Source organism: Nostoc sp. (assembly GCF_036917935.1).
Classification (GTDB): domain Bacteria; phylum Cyanobacteriota; class Cyanobacteriia; order Cyanobacteriales; family Nostocaceae; genus Nostoc.
In genome coordinates this window covers 111,782-134,839 of the sequence record NZ_JBALEL010000006.1, presented here as the reverse complement: position 1 = coordinate 134,839, position 23,058 = coordinate 111,782, and the positions used below count along the sequence as shown (strand labels likewise).

The window sequence follows — 23,058 nt, the reverse complement described above, 5'->3', positions numbered from 1 at the left end:
GTTAGCTGAAACACCGAAAATTCGTTAATGTTTCCAAGACAGATGGAAGAGCAATAACAGGCTGGAGCGCACTTAGCCTGGTTTGATTGGTGTTGGCAGTTTAGTAAATAATAGGAATTAATTGCCATAAACAACGGAAGCTGTCATCTACGTCACCATGATTCGCATTATAGTTAGAAAAATGAGTCAAATATTACACACTCGTATCTTTTCACACATCTTTTCATGAGTGCGATCGCTTTAATAATGACCAGAAAAAAGCGACAAAATATGAATAATGAGTAATGACTTGTAAAATTTAAACCGTGAAAAATTCCTCTATTCTTATGAGTGAAAAACTTCAGACCGAAAAAGACAAGCTACAGGCAAGCACTAGTATAGAGATAAATCAAGAAACAGAAAACGAAAAAGTTTTATGTTCTCATTGCCAGCGTACTGCTACGAACGGTATTAAATGTAAAGGTATTTGTGTGGCTGATAATGACTATTAATAGATAAATTCTATGGCTTTGTCACAAACTCTCTTATGAGTAATATAAATTCTAATCCTCAAGAAAAGTTGAGAAATCGGATTAATAATCAAATTCTGGATCATCCTTTTACAGACTATTGGGATATTTTTATTCTTAAACATCAACATCCAATTAATATTACTCTACACATTCTCGGAATATTCTTTTTTTACAGTTTACTCTTTTATACTTGGAAATTGCAAAACTTTTGGTTACTCTTGGGCTTACCCTTAACTCAATTGGTGGGATTAATCGGACATATTTTATTTGAGCGTAGCCATATTGATTTACAAGATGCTGTATTTTCATGGCGGGCTTCTTACTGTTTGGGTAAAATGTTAATCAGGATTTTTATGGGTAAATATCAAGATGATATGCGCCAACGACAAAAAATATTAAATAATTATCTATCAAAAAATTATGCAAATATTTAACAACTGGAATGTCATTGCTAAGGGTTGGTATATTGCCTGTCCTAGTCATGAAATACCTAAAAAAACAGCAAAATCTGTAGAATTATGCGGTCAGAAAATTGCCATTTTTAGAGGTGAAGATGGGCAAGTGCGGGCTTTGGATGCTTACTGCCCTCATTTGGGGACAGATTTAGGAATTGGCAAGGTTGATGGTAATTGGATTCGTTGTACATTTCATCATTGGGCATTTGATGAAACAGGGATTTGTCAAAATATTCCTTGTCAATCAGAAATTCCTACTCAAGCTAAATTACAAGTTTATGCAACAGAAGAAAAGTATGGATTTATCTGGATTTATCCAGATGCTAAAGCACCAGAGAGAGTAGCTGATTTTGATGAATTGAAAGGTCAAGAAATTGTTACACAAGCTGATAACGCATTTGCCAGAAATTGCCATCATCATATTTGTATGATGAATGGGATTGATGCTCAACATTTAAAAACAATTCATCATTTAGATATCAAAATGGATTTATCGCTACATCAAAGCGAATTAGGGACGCAAATTGACTTTACAATGCGGGGACAATTCCCTCAAACTACTTGGAGAGAAAAGTTAGCTGAAAGATTTATTGGTTCTACATATCAGTATTCAATGCGTTATGCTCATGGTTGCATTGGTTTGTTAACAATGATGAAAGATGTCCGGCTTTTCCCACCACTTTTTATGATATATGCTTATACTCCAATTGCACCTGGAAAAACGATAATTCAACCGATTTATGTAACTGAAAAACGTCAAGGTATTGTGGGATATCTGCTAAGTCAGTTTTTGCTATTCTGTACTCGCTTGGCTTACTATATGCTCAGAGATGAAGATGGCAAGATTTACGACAATATTCGCTTTAATCCGAAGTTGCTCCTTAGTATTGATCGGCCATTAGCTCAATATATGGAGTATGTAAACCAGCTAAAACCGTCTCGATGGTCAAAAAATAGGGGTGTAGAATAGTAGCCTGGGTTAGCAACAGCGTAACCCAACAAAAGCTTTGACAATGTTGAGTTTTGTTTCTCAATCTAAGAGGTTGTTTTAAAAGTATTATTGCTAACATCTAAGCCTCGGAAACCTAACCCCCTAGCCCCCTTCCCTACAAGGTAAAGGGGGTTTCAAAGCCTCTCTCCGTTGCGGGGAGAGGTTTGCAGAGGGGTTTTAGTATACTTTAAGACATTTCATACATCCTCTAACCTATATCTTAATTATTTTGTAGAGTGGGCAATTTCCATCAACCCTGATTGAGAAGGTTCAAGATGTGAATACGGAATTGTAGTATAGATAACCATTCTGGAATCTGTCGTATTACACTGTAAATTTACCAGAATGGTCAATCAGGTTTTAATTAAATATAATACAAATCGAGTCTAAGTAATTTACGAATAATGAAAAGTTTGCTGATTCCTGTTCAAAAGTTGCAACCAAGCGATCGCACCGCCATGTATGCGCTGCTGCAAAATCACTTTAAAGGTATAACCTGGGATGGATTTCAAATTGATCTACAGCGCAAAAACTGGGTTTTGTTGTTGAGAGATGAAACATCCAATACACTCAAAGGATTTTCAACTTTGATGTTATGCCAAAAGACTTTTTTGGGAGAAAAAATTAGTGTGGTATATTCCGGCGACACTATCGTTGATCCTAGTGCTTGGTCGAGTACAACATTACCACGTAGTTGGATTGCCGCCATCAATTTTCTGCGTCAACACTATGCAGAAAATAAACTTTACTGGCTGCTAATTTGCTCTGGTTTTCGCACCTATCGTTTTCTCCCTACCTTTTGGCAAAATTTCTACCCCCGTTATGATGTCACAACACCTGCTGATGTTAAGCATCTAATGGGGAATTTGGCAGAGGAATATTATGGTAACTTATACCAAGAAGCAACTGGTATTGTCCGGTTTCCGCATCCCCAAACTTTACGGGAAGGGTTGATTGAAATTCCATCAGGACGACAAACTAATCCCCATATCCAATTTTTCGAGGAAAAAAACCCCGACTATCGATTAGGGGATGAATTGGTTTGTTTAACTGAAATTAACTATGACAATCTTACCCTTGCTGGACAACGGATGTGGCGATCAAAATCATTGTTAGAATCTGTACAAGATCCTGTTCTTATTTAATTTTTCCTCATAGCAATTCAAAAAAATTGCGCTAGATAAGGCATTTAATAAAGCTACTAATCACTTTTCCTGCCTACCTCTATATATCAATTTTAACGAGCATCGGTGATATTTTATGCATTCTACCAACCTAGATTCAAACTTTAACAATCCAACGCAATTTGTGGAGGGATGGTACTGGGCATTACCATCAAGAAAATTAAAAGTTAGCCAGGTAAAAGCTGTAACGCTGCTAGGTAGAAATTTGGCAATTTATCGGGGAGTCAGTGGTGAAGTGGTGGTGGTGGATGCTTATTGCCCTCACATGGGCGCTCATCTAGCAGAAGGTAAAGTAGAAGGTGATGGAATTCGCTGCTTTTTTCATAATTGGAAGTATGACAGTCGCGGAATTTGTGTAGATGTTCCTTCTCTCGGAAAACCGCTACCTGTGTGTATTAAAACTTGGCAGACGGCGGAAAAGTACGGCATGATTTGGGTTTGGGTGGGAGAAGAAAAACCAAGTTTACTGCCCTTTGTACCAGAATTAGAACAGGCAGATTGCGATTATATATTGGGTACTCGGTTTGTCAATAACTGCCATCCCAATGTCTTACTAATTAATGCAATTGATGCTCACCATTTTAATACAGTACACAATTTGCCCTTAGAGATTGTATTTGATTCCCAAGACCTCAACCCCAACGCTATTACCTTCAGCAACACTACACGCGGAGGGGATGATTCCTGGTTAATCCACCTGATTCGTCCTTTCTACCGCAACGAAGTTACTTATACTATGTGTTACTGGTATGGCAGCACTGGCGCTGTGACGCTAGGCCCGGATTTTCTGCACTTCTACATTATATTTACACTGCGAATGATCGAAGGTGGTAAAACAGAAGGGCAAACAATTCTTGTCACTCGCAAGCGTCCGAGATTTTGGGGATGGGTTTTAAATCGTGGTTTGTTATGGTTAACTCAGCAGGTTGGTAATTACTTCGCAAAAGGGGATACACAGGTATTTAAAACAATTCAGTTTGATTTGAAGACTCCTACCAAAGCAGATCAGTCTATTCTGCAATTTATTCAGCACGTCAATCACCAGAAAGCCTTAAACTGGGGAACTTGGGACACTGTTAATTATCCAAATATTCAAACCATAGTTGAAAACGAAAAAAATGGATTTAAAATATAACATTGTCGGTTTTGACTTACCGCATAGAGATTCTGATGACCGTTTACGACGGATATTAACAGCAGCATTACCTAATCAAAATAATTACGCTCTTTACCCACAATTAAATTATTGGGATGCTGAATTTTTCAACTTACATAAAATTAAAATTTTTCAGCAATCTAATATTAATGAAAAATCTGCTATTCTGGAACTTGCCAACCGCAGTTTGTTAGAAGAATCATATTTCATTGAGAAAGCAGGCGTTGGCTACATGGCAAAAATGGTACTGTTAGCAGAAACAGTTGAAGAACGAATGCTTTATGCATTATTTACGGCTGATGAAGCTACCCACCTTCACCAAATTAGCCATTTTTTACCAGAAATGGAAGTAAATAGCACGGGCGATCCGTTTGTGCGCTTACTATCAGAAGTGGTTGAAAGTGCAGATAAAACAGTTTTGTTATTTGTGCTGCAAGTCGTTTTAGAAGGATGGGGTTTAAGCCATTATCGGCGTTTAGCGAAGGAATGCCGCTATCCAGTTTTAGCAGAACTTTTTTGCAGTTTTTTACAATCTGAATCCCGTCATCACGCTACGGGAACCACCTTGTTTAACCAAATTACTGTTTCAGCATTCAGTCAAACAACAATTCTTCATGTATTGGCACAGTTTTTATTTATGGTACAGGTGGGGCCACAAAGCTTACTAGCAGCAATCGAACAAGTGAAAGGACATCTGACGCGATCGCAAAAAATCCAAATTTTAGAAGAACTAGATACAGAGACTCACAGCGGAACGCGATTACAAATATTGCGATCGCTCATGGGAGGAACATCAGCCCAGTCTATCCTGCAAAATTTAGAAGAACGCGGAGCCTTTGAACCCCTCCCCGCCCATCAATGTGTGTAATAAATATCAATCTTATCTCTGCGTGAAATAAAAACGGATATGGAAAAAACTATTCATCGCAAATTACAAATTAACCACACCCGCAACAAACAGCAAGATCATACTGCTTTAATGGATGAAGCAGTTAACAATTTTCGCTATGAAGATTGTCAAAATGAGTATTGGAACCCAGAGGAATTTTCGCTGCTATATGGTACACCTTTATGGGAACAGTCCAGCCAACATCAGCGTATAATTTTGAACCAACTTTACTGGGTAGCTTACTACTCACAAATTGTTTCTGCTGAAATTGCAACTATCTTTTTCAATCAAACCAGTGCAGCCGGACTTTACGCTCAAGAGGATTTTCGGTTAATCTGCGATACATTAGATTTGGAATCCGCCCAAGAGCGATCGCACATTAACGCCTTCCGCACGATTGCCAAACAGGTTGAACAAGCGTTGTTTGGGGAACTTATCTTTACCTACCCCATGCGCGGCCCCTTTACAGAAACGATGGTTTATGCTGACACCAATGCTCTAAAAACTTGGTGGAAAAAAATTCAACTTCAATACTTTGGGTTAATTTCTGCGAATAATACTTTTTTGGCTTGTCAGTATTTTACTGTGCGGGGAGTACGGACACTAAATGGCAAGTTAGTACAGCACAAACTCAGCAATTATTATCAAAAACATCCCCATCCTGAAGCTGCTCCAATTCCGGCGAAAGTCTCCTATTATCACTTTCTGGATGAAAGTTTTCACTTCAATAGTTCGACTATTATATCTCACGATGTTATCACCTGCCTTCAGCCACCGACTGCTTTTGAGGGACTGGTTGCTAATTTAGGATTGCTGGGATGTCAGCGCGATCATTTTCATTTTTCGGCGGCGATAAACGGGATATTCTGGTACGATCCGGCGCTGTATAGCAATATTTATGGGGTGTTGCGATCGCCAATTTTTGAGATGAGTGACAAAGATGCTAAAGAAATGATCCGGCGTTGTTTTACAGAAGAGTCAGAAGGGTTACAGCGCAGTTTTTCAACTCATCAGGAGGCGATGAAATCTTATCAAGTGTATGTTGAAAAACTTGATTATATTTGGCAACGTAATCGGGATATGTCTCTGATGGGTACTAATTCAATTTCTCGATATTTGGCAAATCAAAAAAGGGCTTTTTCAGGTTTTGAACACCGAGAGGATTTATTTTTATCTGACGCAAAGGCGCAAAGCCGCAAAGAATAATGGGAGAGTGTTGTTTAGGTAACAGTGTTTTTTATTATGGCTGATTTATGTAAAATATCTTTTCCTGGAAGTGATTTTGTTCCTATCAGTTTGGAATGTCATGAAAATTTATCTGAACATCTCACAATTCAGAATTCACCTGTCTTGTTTGGTTGCCGGACTGGTATTTGTGGCACTTGTTTAGTTGAGGTTATTGGTGATATTCCTCCTCCTCAACTTGATGAACAGGAAATGCTGGAGACATTAGCACCTAATACTCCTCATGCGCGGTTAGCTTGTCAGGTTGACGTTACAGGCAATATTGAAATTCGTATGATGGAAGGATAAATTTAGTTAAACTTAGTTTAAAGGCTTAGTTGAATAAAATCGTGGAAACTGTAAATATCCATCAAGCTGAAACGAATCTCTCACAGCTTTTGTTACGGGTAGAGCATGGAGAAGAAATCATTATTTCTGACAGAGGCATTCCTATTGCCAAGTTGGTTCCGTTTCGCACCTCATCAAATCGCCGCGATAGTTTAGGACAGGATAAAGGGCGTTTTCTAGTGCCAGAAGACTTTAACGCTCCTTTACCAGATGAGATGTTGGCGGCATTTGAGGGCAGTGAGGAGTGAAACTTTTGCTAGATACGCAGTGTTGGTTATGGTGGTTTGCCCAACCAGAGCGTTTAAATGAGGAGTCAATCGCACACATTGCCGATGAAAACAATGAATTATGGCTATCAGTTGCCAGTATTTGGGAAATAGGTATAAAAGTTGCTATCGGCAAGTTGCCACTAGCAGATCCTTTAGACAGTTATATTTCTAGTCGGATGGCACAGTTGGGAGTGCGAGCGCTGGAAATTACAGCGTCTCATGCTTTACAAGCGGCTGCTTTACCGTTGCATCATCGAGATCCTTTTGACAGAATGTTGATTGCACAGGCTCAGATAGAAGAAATGACGCTTGTCAGTGCCGATTCAATGTTCAATAAATACGATATTTCCCTGCTTTGGGCTGCCAAATCGTAAAATTTTACTTCAGTGTAAAATTGAGTTATTCACGGAGAGAGAGCCATGTGATTCCTGTGAGTATGTCATTAAGCAGTTTAGGCAAACTTTCCCGAATATTCGGCTAAATATACATCACGGAAACATTGCGTAAAGGAGCCAGTATAAATGTCAATTCGCAATTTACCCGAACCACTTCAGCTTATTGTTAACGAGAATCAGCTTTTGCCATGTTCAGATTTGGAAATAATTCAATTTGAACGACAAAATGGTATTACTCTGCCGAGTAATTACAAAGACTTTCTCAAGATGATGGGGCATGGTGCAGGTAAGTTTTTGCGTGGTTCAGATTGCTTCTACCACCATCTACCACAAATTCAAGAATGGGCTAAAGAACTTTTGGTAGAAAATGATTTTCCTGAAGCTTTGCCAGAGGATGCTTTTGTATTTTTCATGCACCAGGGTTATCAGTTTAGCTTTTTCAAGCTTTCGGAAGGCAATAACCCACCAACTTACTCATATTGCGAAGGCCAACAAGAGCCTTATTTTGTCAAAAGCCATGATACGTTTAGTGACTTTCTAGCGGTGGAAATAGAGCTATATTTAAAATCTTCGATGTTTCTAGCGAGTTAGATATTTGCCGCATCAATTTGACAATGAGCTTTTCTACTACCTAATATCGCACTTGTCAGTTTTGGGAAATGTTGGGTTTCCTAACGTCAAACCGACCTACTCACTAGAAAGTTTTAGCACTTTAGCTGTGTAAAGACTAAATCCAAGGTAGGCAGTTCACCTTTACATCAGGAAAAATATGCTTCAACAAGTGGCTCCAATGTATTATCATGTTGCGTTTGTTGAGTCCCTGCTTGGGGCATAAGGATCTGTCTCTTGATATCCAGGTTCTCCAGGTCTGTAAGACATATGAGGTGGAACCCAGACATCATAGGGCATCATGCTATCAAATGGATAAGAGAAAGCTTTCCATGACTCTGAAGCATTTAAGTATTCCCAATAAGCGAATTTGCTGACGTTAGTAACTTCAATAGCTCTAGCTAGTAATTTGTAGAATCTTAAAAGTAGCAGTTCAGAAGGCTGGTTTTCAAGGCAACTGATAGCGTATGCATCCATTGGGTTAGGACAGACTTCATCTTCACAGCAGTATGTAATTAAGTAGTGATCAAAGTAATAACAGAGGTTAACCCATTGATAGCGAGGATAATCACGATTGTAATAGAAGAGTGTCTCTCGCATACTTTTTGCACTTACACATTGATCGGTGACAATCAAGAATGTAAATATTTGATCCAAGTGATTGTGCCTTTGATCAATTGGATGACCATCTGTGATTGATAAATTTTTATCACCTGCACTTCGATCTAGTTCTTTCACAGATCGAATATTATCGTAAGCCTCTGCTACTATCTTTGTAGAAGTTAACTGAGATTTAACCTCAGCCACAGCTACAACTGATTCGCACGGGAAAAACATCTTACCGCCAACAGCTTCAAATGAAGGACACAAGGATGCATCGTAGATTACGACATCTATTTGACGGCTAACCTTTCCATGAGCGTCAAAAACAAAACCAGTTGATACACCAAAACGTTTGGGTAGATGCTTCCGAAGAAAATCTCGAATTACTTCCTCACGTCCTGTTCCCAGTTCTCCTGGATGTGAAATCAATTTTTGTTGCAATGCTATACGCATTTGTTCTCCAACACTCTTGAGCAATTGAGATACATGGAATTCAGCCATCTAGTCCTCTTGATTGTTCTGACCAGACAATTCTAGATAATCTTTAGCTTGACCAGCAACAATTATTACTAAACTATCTAAAATATATAAGCACTATTACTCCATAAGCTAATTAGAATGTAAAACAATATTTCCTAAATTTCCCTGAAACCACACCATAAGAGATACAGCAATATTTACTCAAGACATTGCCATAATTTAAATACGATCGCTCCCACCCACTATGGAATTTGCAGATTTCTGGTATATTGTCGCACTCAGCGAACAGTTACAATCTAACAAGGTATTATCACGCACCGTTTTAGGAGAATGGTTAGCGATATTTCGCGGTGAAGATGGACAACCCGTAGCTTTGCGCGATCGCTGTTTACACCGCAATAGCCGTCTATCATCAGGTAAAATCTGTAACGGTGCTTTACAATGTCCCTATCATGGTTGGGTATATGACGGGGTTGGGAACGTTATTGCAGTTCCAGCCGAAGGAGATGATTTCAAACCTTCCCCACAGCGTCGAGCCAAGTGCTACGCTACCAAAGAACAGGATGGCTATGTTTATGTGCGGTTAGCCGATAGCGTTGATTTTGAACCCTTTTCTATGCCTCACTACGGACAAACAGGATGGGAGACGGTGCGGGTAATTAACCGTTTTGCTAATAATGTTACTAATTGTGCGGAGAACTTTATTGATATTCCCCATACGGCTTTTGTTCATCCTGGTGTTTTCCGTACATCCCGCCAACAAAAGTTAGAGATGACTGTAGAACGGTGTGATGGTTCGGTTTTGGTGGAGTATCGCAATGAAAACAATAATTTGGGATGGTACAGCCGTTTTCTGAATTTGCAGAGTGCAGAGATTAAACATAGCGATCGCTTTTATATGCCAAATATTACCTCTGTGGAATATAAAATGGCACACAATCGCCATTTGTTCATTACCAGTCAATCTATTCCAGAAACCGATAATTCAACTCTGGTTTACACCGATGTCACCTACAACTATGGTATTTGGAATAAGTTAGCACGTCCCTTTGTGCGGTGGACTGCTCAACATATTATCCGCCAAGACGTGGAAATTTTGGGTATTCAGGGGGAAGCGATCGCTAAATATGGGACACAATTTTATAATACGTCTGCGGACACAATTCATATATTTGTAGAGTCAATTATAGCGGCTATCTCTCGTGGAGAAGATCCGCGTTTATTGCCAAATCAATCAGTACAAGTTACATTTTGGGTTTAAGAATAATTCGTAATTACCCCCCTTAATCCCCCCTTTACAAGGGGGGAGATCGGAAAATCCAGTTCCCTCCCCTTTATAAGGGGAGGGTTAGGGTGGGGTAAAACCCATGTTTAAAATCGCTGTGAGCAATCAAAAGTGGGAATACAAAACTTTTCACAACTACTAATTTTCGGTTCTTTTATCGGATTAGTTGGTTGGACTATTACCAATCAGATTGGACGAACTCAACTCAAAGTTAAAAGTCGTGAAGATTGGCTAATAGATGCTACAGGATTAACGATTCAAGGAATTTTGATTCCCTTACTACAAGCTACTTTAGTTTATTGGATTTATCAATATTTACTACCTACTCAACATGGATATTTAAAAATATCATTAATTCCGACTTTTATTATCAGTTTTGTTGTGGTTGATTATTTATATTATTGGAATCATCGTTTATTACATACTAAATTGTTGTGGAATGTTCATCAAGTACATCATACTGTTACTCAGATGGATGTATTAGGAACTTCTCGTAACACACTTTGGACAAGTTTGTTAATTGTTTATTTATGGATACACACTTTGTTTTTGTATCTGTTAGCAGATCCAACAGGTTATGTACTTGGAGTAAGTCTAACTTCTGCCTTAGATTTATGGCGACATAGCCGCTTGATAATTCCTGTAAATACCAGGCTTTATCAAGTTTTATCTTCTTGGTTAATCTTACCACAGGATCATGCTTGGCATCATTGTCGCGAAGTCTACAATTATAACTATGGGGCTAATCTGAAAATTTGGGATAAGCTACATGGAACATATTATGAAAGCAAAAAAATGCCATCTATAATCGGAATTCCTATCTCATTAAACTTGCTCCAAAAACTTTTCTTCCCATTCTCATGACAGTTATAAGTAAAATTCTTTTGTTTTTTCCCACCATTGTATTAATGATAACTGGGGCAGCAATAGTCTACCTCGCCTATTCACCCAATATCTTCAGCATTCTGGCGGTGTTCCTTTCTATTTATGGGCTACCAGTGCTAGTTTACCGCTTGCATGAATGGGTTTATCCTCTGCGGGAGGGTATTAGTTATCTACAAAATAAAGAATATAATCCCTGGTGGGGTAGTCATCAAATTCAGGTAATTTATATTGCTATTCCAGCCTTAGAAGCAGTGCTGCGATTAATTCCGGGGGTGTTTTCTTGTTGGTTGCGATTGTGGGGTGCTAAAGTGGGGCGAGATGTATACTGGACACCAAGTTTAGAAATTGCCGATCGCAGTTTATTAGAAATTGGCGATCGCGTCGTTATCGGGCATCATGTCGGTATCTATTCTCATATTATCAAACCCCGCAAGCAAAATTTAATGTTGTATGTCAAAAAAGTCAAGATTGGCAGCAATGTATTTGTGGGAGCCGGCTCTCATCTTGCTCCCGGTGTAGTCATTGGCGATGGTTCTTATTTACCAGCAGCCACCAACCTTTATCCTAATCAAAAGGTGCAATAATGCGTCCGATTATTCAGCTTTTTGGGCAAATTCTTGCACCAACTGCAAGGCGATTTCATCAAGCTTTGGATAACCCAGAGTTAATGCAGACATCTGTACAGAGGGAAATTTGCGATCGCCTAATCAAAAGTGAGTATGGTAAAACTTTGGGAATTCATTCTGTAGACGATTGGCCGCGTGTGCCAATCGTAGATTATGATGCACTCGAACCCTACTTAAATCAAAAACATCAGCAAATTGCCCTCACACCCGAACCCATTTTGTTCTATGAAAAAACCTCTGGTAGTAGTGGGGCATTAAAATGGATTCCTTATACTCAATCTTTGCGGCGATCGTTTAATCAGATGTTTTGTGTATGGGCGCATGATTTGATTGTACATGGGCCGAAATTTTCCACAGGCAAGCTTTACGCTTGTATCTCGCCGCAATTAAATGTAGCGGATAATCAAACTTTACAGGATGATTTAGATTACTTAGATGGCTGGTTGCGTTGGTTTTTGCGTCCTTGGTTGGTGATGCCAAATAAACTTAATCGCCTACATGACGCGAACTTATTTAAACATCAACTGGCTTTGGCATTATTAGAGGCTGAGAAATTAGAAATTATCTCTATTTGGAGTCCTAGCTTTCTGCAAGTACATTTAAAATATATTCAAGAAAATCAGGATTTATTGCGAGGAGAATTACACAACCGGATTTCACATCATCGGCTGCAACTCCTTAATGAAAGTAATATTCCCTGGATGCAACTCTGGCCAAATTTGAAGCTGATTTCTTGCTGGGATAGTGCCAATGCAGCAGATCAAGCTCAAGGATTAAGATCGCAATTTCCAGATGTATTCATTCAAGGTAAAGGATTACTAGCAACCGAAGCCCCAATGACGATTCCGTTGATTGTCGCTGGGGGATGTGTGCCAGTTCTGGATGAAGTGTTTTTCGAGTTCGAGGACGATACTGGTTCTCTGTATGCTTTACATGAACTCAACACTGGCAAGGAATACACGATTATTTTATCCCAGAAAGGAGGTTTGTATCGTTATCGAATTGGCGATCGCATCCGGGTAACTCATTACTATCGCCACACTCCCTGTTTAGAGTTTCTCGGACGACATCAAGCCATTAGCGATTTGGTGGGCGAAAAGTTGCAAGAAACCTTTGTAAATAATGCTCTAACTCTGTTGAACTTGCAAGAAACTAATTTTAAAAGTTTGATGCCAATTGCCGATCCTCCACACTATATTCTATTACTAGATGCGGCAAAAGAAACCCCAGAAATTATTGCTCAACAACTGGATCAGGCTTTATCAGAATCATATCATTACAAGAGAGCGCGATCGCTCGGTCAACTTGCACCACCACAGGTTTTAATCTCTAATCAAATTACTGAAATATTAGTTTCCCATCGTATCCGCGCTGGAAGTGTTTGGGGAGGTATTAAGCATCCAATTCTGGCAACATCACCCATTAACACTGAACTTTTACAAGAATTGAAGTTGAAAATTGGCCAAAAATAGCTTACCAATTACTAGCCTTTTAAAATTTAATTAAATATTTAGCGTGATTCTAATTTAGCAACTCGCTCCTCTAATTTATTGACTTGTTGCTTCAATTCAACCACCAAAGTTGCAAGCCGATCAAACATCCGATCTTGCTGTGATAAGTTACCTCTAGAACCAGTTGACTGTCGTGGGGTAAGTGTTGTTCTTGAGGATGGAGACTGCCGAGTTTTACCTAACTGAGACTCTAGCTGATTTAACCGCGACTCAACACGATTCAAGTCAGCTTCTAAGTTATTGATGCGAGACTCCACTTCTTGGGATGAGGCAGTTTTAGAAAAAAAACTGCCCCAGATAATTGTTATTAAAATCCCGGCGATTACTAACACCTTGATTTTTTTCATACCAATAGCTGACTTGTTAGAACAGTCTATCTAACCAGACTTGATTGAGATAATTTACAGACTAAAAGTCTGTGGATATATCATCTCTTATCTGATTGTAAGTTAGAAAATAAACTCTGCCAATCGATAGAGTTGACAGTATTTTCTCCCTGTTTAACTTCAAATGTGACGTTAGACGCTTTTCCTAGTTTTAGCGCTTGCACACAAAGTTCTGCCACATCCTCACGGCTGATTTTGCCTCTAATATTGTCACCTTGCTCAAATATTAATTCCTTACCACCTGCGTCTTCAGTTAAAGCACAAGGTCTAATAATCGTATAAGGAATTCCGCTTTCTCTTAAACTATCTTCTCCCTTCAACTTCCAAGTTAAAATTCCTCCCAATTGGTCATTTAATTTCACTGCTGGCGGTTCTTCATCTAAATTAATGCCAGGGCGGCCGGGACGAGTGACACCTGCTGAACTGACAAGGATAAATTGTGGTAAAGTTGTCCCGCCATCAGCTTTAATTGATTCCAAGTGCAAAGCAAAACCACCTGGAGAAAATTTAGGATTTAAAGCGCCATCGTATTCAAATTTGCTCAACATCAGTTGGAATGAACAAATTCTATTTTGCTCAATTGGCGGCGCATCTTTGACAACTTTTGCCCGAAATACGGGAATCAAATCTGCAAAAGGAATCTGAATATCTATCCAGGTATTAGCTACAGTATCGAAAGAATAGCTATAGCCAATACCATCCCATTTTGTATCTGTCCGTAGAAAGATTTTATAACGCTGACCGTCACCTTTGACACGCAACTTTACACCTGCGTAACCAGATAAGTTGAAGGGTGGATCAAAATTCTTCGTTCTGACAGAAGCAAATCCGCCAGAGTTAGCGGTAGAGACATTACCCGCAAATAAAGCTGTATTTTCTACTAATTGGATATTACTGGCACTCACGCCACCCATAACGACATCATCCAACGCTCCCCAGTTATCCTTTAATTCTGCTGATGGCTTGGTGAAATCAAATATTAGTTTTTCCTTTGCTTGGGGTAAATATTTTGCCGCCCCTTGGACTAAGTTTTTGACTCCTTGATATTCTACATTTTCTGGAGTGTCGCCAACAATTTCTGGCTGGTAAAATTTAACACCTTGATAATATTTGGTTCTATCTGCTGTATCTCCCTCAACTGGTTGTACACGTACTGCTGTGCAACAAATTACAGCTTGGATATCAGCCATAACTAAAGGAGTTAAAGTTTCTGGTTGCGTGATATCCGCAACGACTAAATCTATATCATTACCAAGAATTGACCGCGCTTTGTCAATGTCTCGAACTAGGGCGCGAACTTTATAACCTTGTTGGAGCGATCGCTGCACCACCCGTTTACCGACACCACCTGTTGCACCTGCTACTAATATTACAGCCATATTTCTTCCTCCATTAGGTCTATCTTGATTATTCTTAGGACGACCTTGGATTAACTGCTGTACCCAGTTAAGGAAAGGAATTACCTCAAAGTAAGTCAGGGTTTCGATAAACCTGCCTAAGTCCCATTGAGAACGATTTTTGTCTGTCATATTTGCGTCCTCATAACTTTAACTTTCTACATAGTGATTGACTATCACTGTGGTTAAAAGCCACAGTGATACAAACTGTTGCTACGAGGCTTAGGAGAAAGTACACTCCGACAGAAAACTTTTGTGCTGTCCAATTCTTGCCCCTGAAGGCAATTTCGTAATCATTGCTTCCTTCTAAAAACTTGGAGATGCTACCGTGCGAGAGCGTGCCAAGACTCATGGGGATTAATTCTCCATCTACCAATTCATATTGGGTATCCGTGCCATCGTTATACAAAAGATACTCTGCAAAAGTAAGTTTTTTGGTGGTTGCAGTCATAGCGATACCTATGGTGGGCTGCGCCTACGCAATCCTCATCGATGACTCAATACACTTATTCTACTCTTAGAGGATGTTTGAAAAGTATTGAGCGAATAGAAATCGCTACTACACAAAACTTAGTCCACCTGCGTGGACTAGGTTTTTAACCTGCAAAGACAGGTAAAGTCTCGTGTAGCCAAGTGCGTTGGGCGGCAAAGCCGCCCAACGCAGTGGCTCCCCTTAAAAAGGGGGACTTTGATTCCGGTTTCCCCCTTTTTAAGGGGGGTTAGGGGGGATCTAAAAGTGCCTAAAGTCACAGCGAAACACTTTTCAAACAACCTCTTAGACCAAAAGTGATGAAGCAATTGCTGCCGTTGGTTTTGTGATGGGGTTGGATTCCCTAACTGTCTAACCAGTAGTAGGCGTGCATTGTTAATTTTCATGTGTCGCTTGAAATTTATTTCTTTTTCCCCTTTCCTAATAAGATGTAGTAATGCTACATTTCCTTTATTTGCAATGCTTCAAGGTGATTTATGAACAAAGGTGAATTAGTAGATGCTGTAGCAGCCAAAGTTAACATCACAAAAAAGCAAGCTGATGAAGTGATCAGTGCTTTTTTGTCAGTTGTTACCGAAGCTGTAGCTAATGGCGATAAGGTAACGCTGGTAGGGTTTGGGTCGTTTGAGCGACGCGAACGCTCCGAGCGTGAAGGGCGTAATCCCAAAACAAAGGAGAAAATCACGATTCTCGCGACTAAAGTGCCAGCATTTTCTGCTGGGAAGCAGTTTCGGGAAAAAGTAGCACCTTAAGGGCTAAGTGTTGAATTGCAGATGTTACAGATGGCGATCGCACTGCTCCCGCAACGAATGCCCATAGATGAATGGGACTGCATCAAGCGATTCATGAGCTACGGGACTTGCGGGAGTGGACGAGGAAAAGCGACTGCCAGCGAGGTGATTCTGTAGCTGTACCTGCACTAGTTTAAAATTAGAAAAAAATTTTATGGCTTACCAATTGAAAAAACTCTGGCAGTTGCCACGCTGATTGCTGCATTTAATATTTTCAGTCAAAAGAGCGCGGGTGCTGTCAGTTTCAATTTCACTCAAGGTGGAATAGTCAGACAATTTTAGATTTTAGATTTTAGATTGACCCCAGCAATCAAGTCAGGGGCAAGTCATTTAATTTCAGATTTGGGATTAAAGAATTATTCTCGCGTTTAAATTCGCTTGCTCTAGACCTTTTTAAATTTGGGATGAAAGAATCTTCTCTTCTTAGGCTCCGCCAACAATTTCATTAAGTAAGTAGGTGGGAAAATTTACAAGTATGTCATTGCGAGTGAAACGGAGTGTAACGTTCGCCTCCGGTCTCCAAGAGTTGCAATCACAAGGACTTTGACGGTTTTACATTTTGTTACATAGTTAGATTAATTCGTGCCTACCTACTTATCCAAAATTTAAAATCTAAAATTCGGTAAAGGAGACAGCGATCTCTACGGTGGTCACTGAGCTTTGTCGTTGGCGCAGCCTAATACGCCTACGCACTGGTGAATTTTAGGCATACTACCAGTTATACACCCTGCTTTTTCCTCTTTGAATATCGAAACTGGATTACTGACCGAGGAGTAATTTGGCCTAGTTTGTGCCTATTCCTCTAGCCATTGTTGCTGCCAATAACAGAATCAAGCCAAAAAGTGACCAATAATTCAGATTTCCATTGACTACGAACCCAAAATCATTAGCAGGGGTTGCTACTGCATTCCCTAGTGATTCCAGCTTTGACTCGCAAGAATTGGCTGGCATCGGCTTTGTCGTGGCCAACGTTAGAAAGTTTGATGGTTGTAGATGAACATAGGAATAATCGAGTCTTACAATAGCGGGTTTTTAGACGTTGTACCAGAGGGTGAAGACAGCGACTATTGGCAGATTGCAGCTATACATATCAATGGCCAAGCCTACTGCCCGACTCCTCGGCTTTATCGTTCAGAAAAAGTGGCCTTAGCAAAAGCTGCACAAATTTATGATTGGCTAGCTGACCATGAAGGAGAAATTAGTAATGGGGCTTGCAACTGCTCTGAATTGAAACTCATCCTATGGCAACAACCAAAAGTATCTTAGTTGACCTAAGCGTAGGCGCTTGCTTTAGGCAATACATATAGTACTTTTGTATTAATGATTGAGAGTAAGTCTATAGTCCCTGCCTCAAGTCTGGGGATTTTACAAGGAAAATGTTGAAAGCCCTTGAGGATGTGTCCGACTCAGGAGGACACATCTGTGCTTTAGACAAGGGATGAAAGCTAACAGCAGGATTTATCCTGCTTTGGTAGTCTCTTGATGTAGTCACGAATCACCTCTGAAATCGTATGCTGTTTTGACTCGGCATATATTTCTAACCTCGTCCATTCTTCTTCAGATAGCCGAACTCTTAAAATTTTTTCTCGGTTCATTGTAGTCTTTTTAGTGCTACAATAATTTTAACAGGAATGGTATTCAACCTGTATAAAAACCCAACTGCCTAACGGCATCTGAACCTTGACAATTAAATCTATGCGGTTCTACTGCATTGTTCTAGTTTCTTCCTAGCAGTAGGTAAAAGATTCATAGGAGCTAGACGACTCAGGATTTTGAAACATTGTTGTTTCAAACTAAATAGGACTTGGAGAAATCCAACTAGGGTAGGGCATACCCGAAGTAAAGCTTGAGGAGAGCCTCACCTCTGGCTTAGATGACGCAAGGACTCTAAGTTAAGTGATCTCGTTGATTCAAGAATCCCCGTCCATTTATGGCGGGGAGTGTCAATTTGTTGACAGGATGGATGCGTAGCGCAGCGTCTCCAAGAGTTGCCCGTCGCAGACATCGCCCCTTTACCAATTTCCTCTCTACGAGACGCTGAACGCGAATCCGGGAACGGCATCGCACTTTAGCAAGAAGAATAGCGCCCACCTAAATACAGGCAGGCGCTATTCTTTTAATTTAAGTTCAGGGAGAAAATATAGTGAAATGAGTTCCCTGATTTTTACTATTAATTAATTCCAATTTAATTTATTACAAAGCTCTGCGGCTAGTTAATGCGTTCCACAAGAAAACTGCGACAATTGCACCAACAACTGCCACGGCAATACCGGGAATGCTCAAACTGGGAGCCGCTAGAGCAAAGCTTCCTGTACTGAAGAATACACCCAAACTACCGCCAATAAAAGCACCAACAATTCCTAATAAGATTGTTGCTAAAATTCCGCCGCCTTGATGACCGGGGTAGATAGCCTTTGCAATAGCACCAGCAATTAGACCTAAAACAATCCAAGCAAGAATATTCATTGTTTTAATTTGATAAACGTTTTTCCCTAACAAATACACAATAACAATCCCAACATTGACATTCAATCTACCAACAGAACCAATTATTAATAGCCTTGAGGATGAATGCTGTTACCTCTGATGATGAACTCCCCTAATTGCGAACTCTTGGGATGGAGCTTGTAACTAGGAAACAAGTGCGAATCGTTGGCTTAGGGCGTATTATAGTACTTTTGACATTTCCTCTACGAATTCTGGGTGATTACTTTGTTAAGCTGCGGTAATGCACTGCTTGTCCATCTAAAGCGGAATTTGAAATAAATACTCCAGCACTCAGATGGCTCAACGGTTAACAGTACTCATGTCAGGGTAGCGATCGCCAGCTGCCACATTTTTTGGTGCAACTGTTTCAAGTCGATTCAACTCTTGCTCAGTCAGGGTAATTTCGGTAGCTGCAACATTCTCCTCCAAGTAAGTACGGCGTTTTGTACCAGGAATTGGGACAATATCTTCTCCTTGAGCGAATAGCCATGCTAAAGCAAGCTGACTAGAAGTTACTCCTTTTTCGCTGGCGATCGCCTTGACTTGCTCGACTAATTGCAGGTTTTTATAAAAATTCTCACCTTGAAAGCGAGGAGAATTTCTTCGATAGTCATCAGGTGCAAGATCCTCAGGGCTAGTAATTGCACCTGACAAAAACCCTCTTCCTAATGGGCTATAGGGAACAAAGCCAATTCCTAATTCCCGCACAGTAGGTAAAATTTCATCCTCTGGCTCTCGACTCCAAAGAGAGTATTCTGTTTGCAGTGCAGCAATGGGGTGAACTGCGACAGCCCGTCGAATCGTCGCCGGGGCAGCTTCCGAAAGCCCCAAATAACGCACTTTTCCCAGCTGGACTAACTCTGCCATTGCCCCGACAGTATCTTCTATGGGGACAGTTGGATCTACACGATGTTGATAATAGAGGTCAATCACTTCAACTCCCAGACGTTTTAGCGAGGCATCGCAAGCTTGATGGACATATTCTGGTCTGCCACTAACCCCTTTAAAACCACCATCTTCAGTGCGGACATTGCCAAATTTGGTTGCTAAAACTACTCGATCTCGGCGATCTTTAATTGCTTTGCCTACTAGTTGCTCGTTGGTAAACGGCCCATACATATCAGCAGTATCGAGAAAATTAACTCCAAGTTCTAACGCCCGATGAATTGTGGCGATCGCTTCAATTTCATCACGACCACTATAGAACTCAGACATTCCCATACAACCAAGTCCGATAGTTGAAACTTCTAACCCAAGTTTCCCTAGTTTTCTGGTTCTCATAAAATAATCTCCTAGTCAGTAATTGGTCTTAGAATATTATCCCTTTCCCTTTCACCAAGTCATCTATTATTAGAAGTATTTATTGATATAAGTAGGTTGATTTGCGGATAGTTGACATTCATTTTATCCGCCGTATTAAGACAGCTTTCTTGTAAAGTAATTTAATTGGTAGCAGTGCGATGCCTACATACTCACTCAAAGAGGCAAGCGATCGCGCAGCCTAAGAAGAAAAGAAAGGAAAACAGGGGAGCGTAGTTTACCACCGCAGGCCTCGCGCTTGAATTAGGCGGGTACGCGATGTCTAGGACGGGCTGCGCCTAGGCACATTTACTATGTGTTTTCTAGTGAATTACTAGCCAGTTGTAGCGTTCGCGCAGCGTCTCGTAGAGAAGCGATGACCAAACGCTGTAAATTTGCTGCTGAGTTATTTTACAGCGTTGGGTCAACAACTGGCGATTTGTGGTTGTTCTGTTCTGTTGATATCTCATTTAAACTGCAAAATACAGAGTTGTGATGCCAAATTGCCAGAACCTTTGAACATGGCATCGTCACTTCAAGTTTTTCTTAGAGGAGGAGTAGAAAGAGTTGATCGCAGGGCAGTATGGTCAAATACCTCCACCAATTCAAGAGACAACTTTTAGCAAGCGTTCGTTAAGCACGTACAATAATGGTCGGTTGTTACCCACACCAGTCTGATTGTTATTAGTCAGAATGTAGTGGTGCAATCAATATATTGCACTCTTACAAAAGCTAAATACAGAGGTAAACTATGTTTCCTTTTTGGGGTAATCCATGTTATGGAAGCGAACCTATTTCGCACAAAGCTAGCTTAGAACGGAAATTAAAATTCTTGATTTGGATGCGAGATGATTTAGAGTCCAAACTGGCTGGGATTAATGCTTCTATTGATACCATTCGGCAGCAAATAGAACGTTCAGACTCACCTGCTTAGAACTGAACTGATGCAGCAATTCATCTCATCACCTACCCAATAGGTAGGTATGAGATGAATTGCCAGTGAGTTGACGACTATTAACCAGTCAACTTAATCACACCTTGGCTCACTAGAGATTCAAGCTGAGAATGATGCTGTGTTTGCTCTCGTAGCAACTTGAGTTGCTCGTAAGACAGAATGTGTAATCCGGGACGGACAACATAACCTTTAATGGTAATGCTTTGTGGCTGCTGGCTGTCGGTGCGGTTGTAGCTAATTGAAGGCATATTTACAAAGGGTAAGTCAAAACTGATTAGTAGAAGAGAGTTTGATTCTTCACTCTCTTACAGCTTCACACAAGTTCTGAGTAAAGGGTGACTAAGGGTTGCATTTGGCTCCCAGTATTGAAAGAAAGATGATATGCCCAAAACAAGAGGGGTAAAGGGAAAGGGATGAATTAGGTCGCTTAACCTCGGGCCTTAGCGCCGCGCGACGAAGTACGGTTTTTACCTTTCCCCATTCCCCCATAAAGAACTTTGGTTAATTAGTCAGTCCGTTATAACTAATAATTTTTGATGCGATAATACCAATTAATACGGCCAGACCTAACGCTCTACGAAAATAATTAACGCCTTGAAATAATTCCAGCCACGCCCAAGTAAACAATGAGCCATTTGCTACTACATCTAACACTGTATTGATTTCACCAGTTGTAACAATTAGAGAAAGTAAACTGGTTACTATCCAAACAATAAGCGGTAGGTTTGGCATCTGAGCTAAAACAATATTGCCATTGCTGTCACGGAATGTTTTATCAACTAATGTATTTTGCATCATTGGAAATTGCCACTTGGCTAAAAGTTAGGAACTTACATTTAGTAACATTAAAGCATTTAGGCTAATCTCTTTTCAAGCATCTAATTGCATATATGAAAGGGGGAAAGCATATTTATATATGACTATATTCAGAGGCATACTCACACGAAATCCGCCAAAATATATATCTATCGGTAGCCGGAATTATTTTGCAGGAATTGGATCAGATTTCATCACCCTGATCAGGTATTGTAGTGCGGCTAAACCTTTGTTGGCATGAGGTAATTAAGATTATTTTTATCCCGCACGACAGATGAATAGAACTATGACGAATGTGGTGGAGTAACATTTGTTTAGCGATACCCCCAAGCTAATTGGTATACAAAGCAGGTAAACTGACTTGATTAGAAGGGGGTTCCTTTTTCTTTTCTTTGTCGAAGCAAAGCTTCTTCGTACCACTCTAATTCATCCAAAAATTGACCGACTCTTTTGGTCAAAGCAGCTTCCTGTGAAGCACCTGCTTCATCTAGAGAGTCTCCAATTTTAGAAATAGCAAAAATGCTTGAAATAGTAGGCATTCCCATCTCTGACAGAAAAGCGCGTAACTGTATGGCTGCCCGCACTCCTCCAAAGCTACCAGCTGAGTAGGAAACAATACCAGCAGGACGGAAAAAGTATTCTTCTAGATAGTGATCCATCAGATTGCTCAACCCTGGTTGAATGGAATGGTTATACTCTCCTGCAACAACTACAAAACCGTCTGCTGTTCGGATATGCTCTGCCAGTTCTTCCATCTTTACAGGAGCCTGACCTTTGCCATATTCTTTATACATCCGGTCTAAGATGCCAAATTCATACTCCTTTGCATCCGCAAAAATCACCTCATGGTTTCTTTGCTGAAGCTGGTCAATCATAAATCTGGCAGCTTTGATGCCCTGGCGATCGCTCCTGTAGGAACCATAGAAGACTATTGTTTTGAATCTCATGATCAATAATTTTTTTTAAGATTGGGAACGAGGTGACACAAGCTTTTGGGCTTTTCTTAGTGCCATTT

At 40.2% G+C, this 23,058-nt stretch carries 30 protein-coding genes; 18 read left to right on the top strand and 12 right to left on the bottom strand.

Features of this window, described 5'->3' with window-relative positions; all coding sequences use genetic code 11:
- Positions 1-526: 526 nt before the first annotated feature.
- The 11 genes from V7K62_RS04245 to V7K62_RS04200 all read left to right on the top strand — a co-directional run bounded on the left by V7K62_RS04245 (position 527) and on the right by V7K62_RS04200 (position 8,014).
- Entirely contained in the window at positions 527-946 is a 420-nt protein-coding gene (locus V7K62_RS04245; protein WP_334862011.1) for an Mpo1-like protein, read from the top strand.
- Positions 933-1,937, top strand: a complete 1,005-nt coding sequence (locus tag V7K62_RS04240) for an aromatic ring-hydroxylating dioxygenase subunit alpha (protein ID WP_334862009.1) — start codon at positions 933-935, stop codon at positions 1,935-1,937. Before V7K62_RS04245 ends, V7K62_RS04240 begins: the two co-directional genes overlap by 14 nt.
- Before the next feature lie 425 nt (positions 1,938-2,362).
- Complete coding sequence (locus tag V7K62_RS04235) at positions 2,363-3,103, top strand: hypothetical protein (RefSeq protein WP_334862007.1); 741 nt, start codon at positions 2,363-2,365, stop codon at positions 3,101-3,103.
- Between the two features lie 115 nt (positions 3,104-3,218).
- Positions 3,219-4,277, top strand: a complete 1,059-nt coding sequence (locus V7K62_RS04230; RefSeq protein ID WP_334862005.1) for an aromatic ring-hydroxylating dioxygenase subunit alpha — start codon at positions 3,219-3,221, stop codon at positions 4,275-4,277.
- Complete coding sequence (locus V7K62_RS04225; protein WP_334862003.1) at positions 4,261-5,166, top strand: ferritin-like domain-containing protein; 906 nt, start codon at positions 4,261-4,263, stop codon at positions 5,164-5,166. The genes V7K62_RS04230 and V7K62_RS04225 overlap by 17 nt, the downstream gene beginning before the upstream one ends.
- 39 nt (positions 5,167-5,205) lie before the next feature.
- Positions 5,206-6,393, top strand: a complete 1,188-nt coding sequence (locus V7K62_RS04220) for a P-aminobenzoate N-oxygenase AurF (RefSeq protein ID WP_334862001.1) — start codon at positions 5,206-5,208, stop codon at positions 6,391-6,393.
- Positions 6,394-6,429: 36 nt separating this feature from the next.
- On the top strand, positions 6,430-6,720 hold the full coding sequence (locus V7K62_RS04215) for a 2Fe-2S iron-sulfur cluster-binding protein (RefSeq protein WP_334861999.1): 291 nt from the start codon (positions 6,430-6,432) through the stop codon (positions 6,718-6,720).
- Between the two features lie 41 nt (positions 6,721-6,761).
- Positions 6,762-7,007 (top strand): type II toxin-antitoxin system Phd/YefM family antitoxin, encoded by a 246-nt coding sequence (locus V7K62_RS04210; protein WP_334861997.1) that lies wholly within the window; start codon positions 6,762-6,764, stop codon positions 7,005-7,007.
- Positions 7,004-7,402, top strand: coding sequence for a type II toxin-antitoxin system VapC family toxin (locus V7K62_RS04205; protein ID WP_334861995.1), 399 nt, complete (start codon positions 7,004-7,006; stop codon positions 7,400-7,402). The genes V7K62_RS04210 and V7K62_RS04205 overlap by 4 nt, the downstream gene beginning before the upstream one ends.
- Positions 7,344-7,535, top strand: coding sequence for a deaminase domain-containing protein (locus V7K62_RS31460; protein ID WP_442937223.1), 192 nt, complete (start codon positions 7,344-7,346; stop codon positions 7,533-7,535). Before V7K62_RS04205 ends, V7K62_RS31460 begins: the two co-directional genes overlap by 59 nt.
- A 14-nt stretch (positions 7,536-7,549) precedes the next feature.
- Positions 7,550-8,014 carry an SMI1/KNR4 family protein gene (locus V7K62_RS04200; protein ID WP_334861993.1) on the top strand — a complete coding sequence of 155 codons (465 nt, stop codon included), beginning with the start codon at positions 7,550-7,552 and terminating at the stop codon, positions 8,012-8,014.
- Between the two features lie 207 nt (positions 8,015-8,221).
- On the opposite strand, the gene V7K62_RS04195 is transcribed toward V7K62_RS04200, so the two are convergent.
- Positions 8,222-9,136, bottom strand: coding sequence for a DUF6602 domain-containing protein (locus V7K62_RS04195; protein ID WP_334861991.1), 915 nt, complete (start codon positions 9,134-9,136; stop codon positions 8,222-8,224).
- Between the two features lie 223 nt (positions 9,137-9,359).
- Between V7K62_RS04195 and V7K62_RS04190 the strand changes: the two genes are divergently transcribed.
- The 4 genes from V7K62_RS04190 (at position 9,360) to V7K62_RS04175 (ending at position 13,383) form a co-directional block, all read left to right on the top strand.
- Entirely contained in the window at positions 9,360-10,376 is a 1,017-nt protein-coding gene (locus V7K62_RS04190) for an aromatic ring-hydroxylating dioxygenase subunit alpha (RefSeq protein WP_334861989.1), read from the top strand.
- A gap of 135 nt (positions 10,377-10,511) precedes the next feature.
- Positions 10,512-11,264, top strand: a complete 753-nt coding sequence (locus V7K62_RS04185; protein WP_334861986.1) for a sterol desaturase family protein — start codon at positions 10,512-10,514, stop codon at positions 11,262-11,264.
- Positions 11,261-11,869: an acyltransferase gene (locus V7K62_RS04180; RefSeq protein WP_334861984.1), complete on the top strand. Its 609-nt coding sequence runs from the start codon at positions 11,261-11,263 to the stop codon at positions 11,867-11,869. Before V7K62_RS04185 ends, V7K62_RS04180 begins: the two co-directional genes overlap by 4 nt.
- On the top strand, positions 11,869-13,383 hold the full coding sequence (locus V7K62_RS04175; RefSeq protein ID WP_334861982.1) for a GH3 family domain-containing protein: 1,515 nt from the start codon (positions 11,869-11,871) through the stop codon (positions 13,381-13,383). Before V7K62_RS04180 ends, V7K62_RS04175 begins: the two co-directional genes overlap by 1 nt.
- Positions 13,384-13,421: 38 nt before the next feature.
- Here V7K62_RS04175 and V7K62_RS04170 read toward each other — a convergent pair whose 3' ends face one another.
- The 3 genes from V7K62_RS04170 to V7K62_RS04160 form a co-directional block, all read right to left on the bottom strand.
- Positions 13,422-13,769 (bottom strand): hypothetical protein, encoded by a 348-nt coding sequence (locus V7K62_RS04170; RefSeq protein WP_334861980.1) that lies wholly within the window; start codon positions 13,767-13,769, stop codon positions 13,422-13,424.
- Between the two features lie 80 nt (positions 13,770-13,849).
- A complete protein-coding gene (locus tag V7K62_RS04165) occupies positions 13,850-15,337 on the bottom strand; it encodes a CIA30 family protein (protein WP_334861978.1) in 1,488 nt (495 codons plus the stop codon).
- Between the two features lie 10 nt (positions 15,338-15,347).
- The gene (locus tag V7K62_RS04160; RefSeq protein ID WP_334861976.1) at positions 15,348-15,656 is read right to left on the bottom strand and encodes a hypothetical protein; all 309 of its coding nucleotides are present in this window, start codon (positions 15,654-15,656) and stop codon (positions 15,348-15,350) included.
- Positions 15,657-16,171: 515 nt separating this feature from the next.
- Between V7K62_RS04160 and V7K62_RS04155 the strand changes: the two genes are divergently transcribed.
- The gene (locus V7K62_RS04155) at positions 16,172-16,447 is read left to right on the top strand and encodes an HU family DNA-binding protein (protein WP_334861974.1); all 276 of its coding nucleotides are present in this window, start codon (positions 16,172-16,174) and stop codon (positions 16,445-16,447) included.
- A gap of 822 nt (positions 16,448-17,269) precedes the next feature.
- Here V7K62_RS04155 and V7K62_RS04150 read toward each other — a convergent pair.
- Entirely contained in the window at positions 17,270-17,437 is a 168-nt protein-coding gene (locus tag V7K62_RS04150) for a hypothetical protein (RefSeq protein ID WP_334861972.1), read from the bottom strand.
- A 42-nt stretch (positions 17,438-17,479) separates the two neighbouring features.
- Between V7K62_RS04150 and V7K62_RS04145 the strand changes: the two genes are divergently transcribed.
- A complete protein-coding gene (locus tag V7K62_RS04145) occupies positions 17,480-17,752 on the top strand; it encodes a hypothetical protein (protein ID WP_334861970.1) in 273 nt (90 codons plus the stop codon).
- A 179-nt stretch (positions 17,753-17,931) separates the two neighbouring features.
- On the opposite strand, the gene V7K62_RS04140 is transcribed toward V7K62_RS04145, so the two are convergent.
- The 4 genes from V7K62_RS04140 to V7K62_RS04125 all read right to left on the bottom strand — a co-directional run bounded on the left by V7K62_RS04140 (position 17,932) and on the right by V7K62_RS04125 (position 20,742).
- The gene (locus V7K62_RS04140) at positions 17,932-18,081 is read right to left on the bottom strand and encodes a hypothetical protein (protein WP_334861968.1); all 150 of its coding nucleotides are present in this window, start codon (positions 18,079-18,081) and stop codon (positions 17,932-17,934) included.
- A 598-nt stretch (positions 18,082-18,679) separates the two neighbouring features.
- On the bottom strand, positions 18,680-18,952 hold the full coding sequence (locus tag V7K62_RS04135; RefSeq protein WP_334861966.1) for a GlsB/YeaQ/YmgE family stress response membrane protein: 273 nt from the start codon (positions 18,950-18,952) through the stop codon (positions 18,680-18,682).
- 321 nt (positions 18,953-19,273) lie between these two features.
- Positions 19,274-20,254 (bottom strand): aldo/keto reductase, encoded by a 981-nt coding sequence (locus V7K62_RS04130; protein ID WP_334861964.1) that lies wholly within the window; start codon positions 20,252-20,254, stop codon positions 19,274-19,276.
- 341 nt (positions 20,255-20,595) lie between these two features.
- Entirely contained in the window at positions 20,596-20,742 is a 147-nt protein-coding gene (locus V7K62_RS04125; RefSeq protein ID WP_334861962.1) for a hypothetical protein, read from the bottom strand.
- 281 nt (positions 20,743-21,023) lie between these two features.
- Between V7K62_RS04125 and V7K62_RS04120 the strand changes: the two genes are divergently transcribed.
- Positions 21,024-21,206: a hypothetical protein gene (locus V7K62_RS04120; protein ID WP_334861960.1), complete on the top strand. Its 183-nt coding sequence runs from the start codon at positions 21,024-21,026 to the stop codon at positions 21,204-21,206.
- Positions 21,207-21,286: 80 nt separating this feature from the next.
- Here V7K62_RS04120 and V7K62_RS04115 read toward each other — a convergent pair whose 3' ends face one another.
- From V7K62_RS04115 to V7K62_RS04105, 3 genes are all read right to left on the bottom strand, one after another.
- Positions 21,287-21,475 (bottom strand): hypothetical protein, encoded by a 189-nt coding sequence (locus V7K62_RS04115; protein ID WP_334861958.1) that lies wholly within the window; start codon positions 21,473-21,475, stop codon positions 21,287-21,289.
- 253 nt (positions 21,476-21,728) lie between these two features.
- Positions 21,729-22,022, bottom strand: coding sequence for a hypothetical protein (locus V7K62_RS04110; RefSeq protein ID WP_334862168.1), 294 nt, complete (start codon positions 22,020-22,022; stop codon positions 21,729-21,731).
- A gap of 386 nt (positions 22,023-22,408) precedes the next feature.
- Positions 22,409-22,990 carry an NADPH-dependent FMN reductase gene (locus V7K62_RS04105; RefSeq protein WP_334861956.1) on the bottom strand — a complete coding sequence of 194 codons (582 nt, stop codon included), beginning with the start codon at positions 22,988-22,990 and terminating at the stop codon, positions 22,409-22,411.
- Between the last annotated feature and the right edge of the window lie 68 nt (positions 22,991-23,058).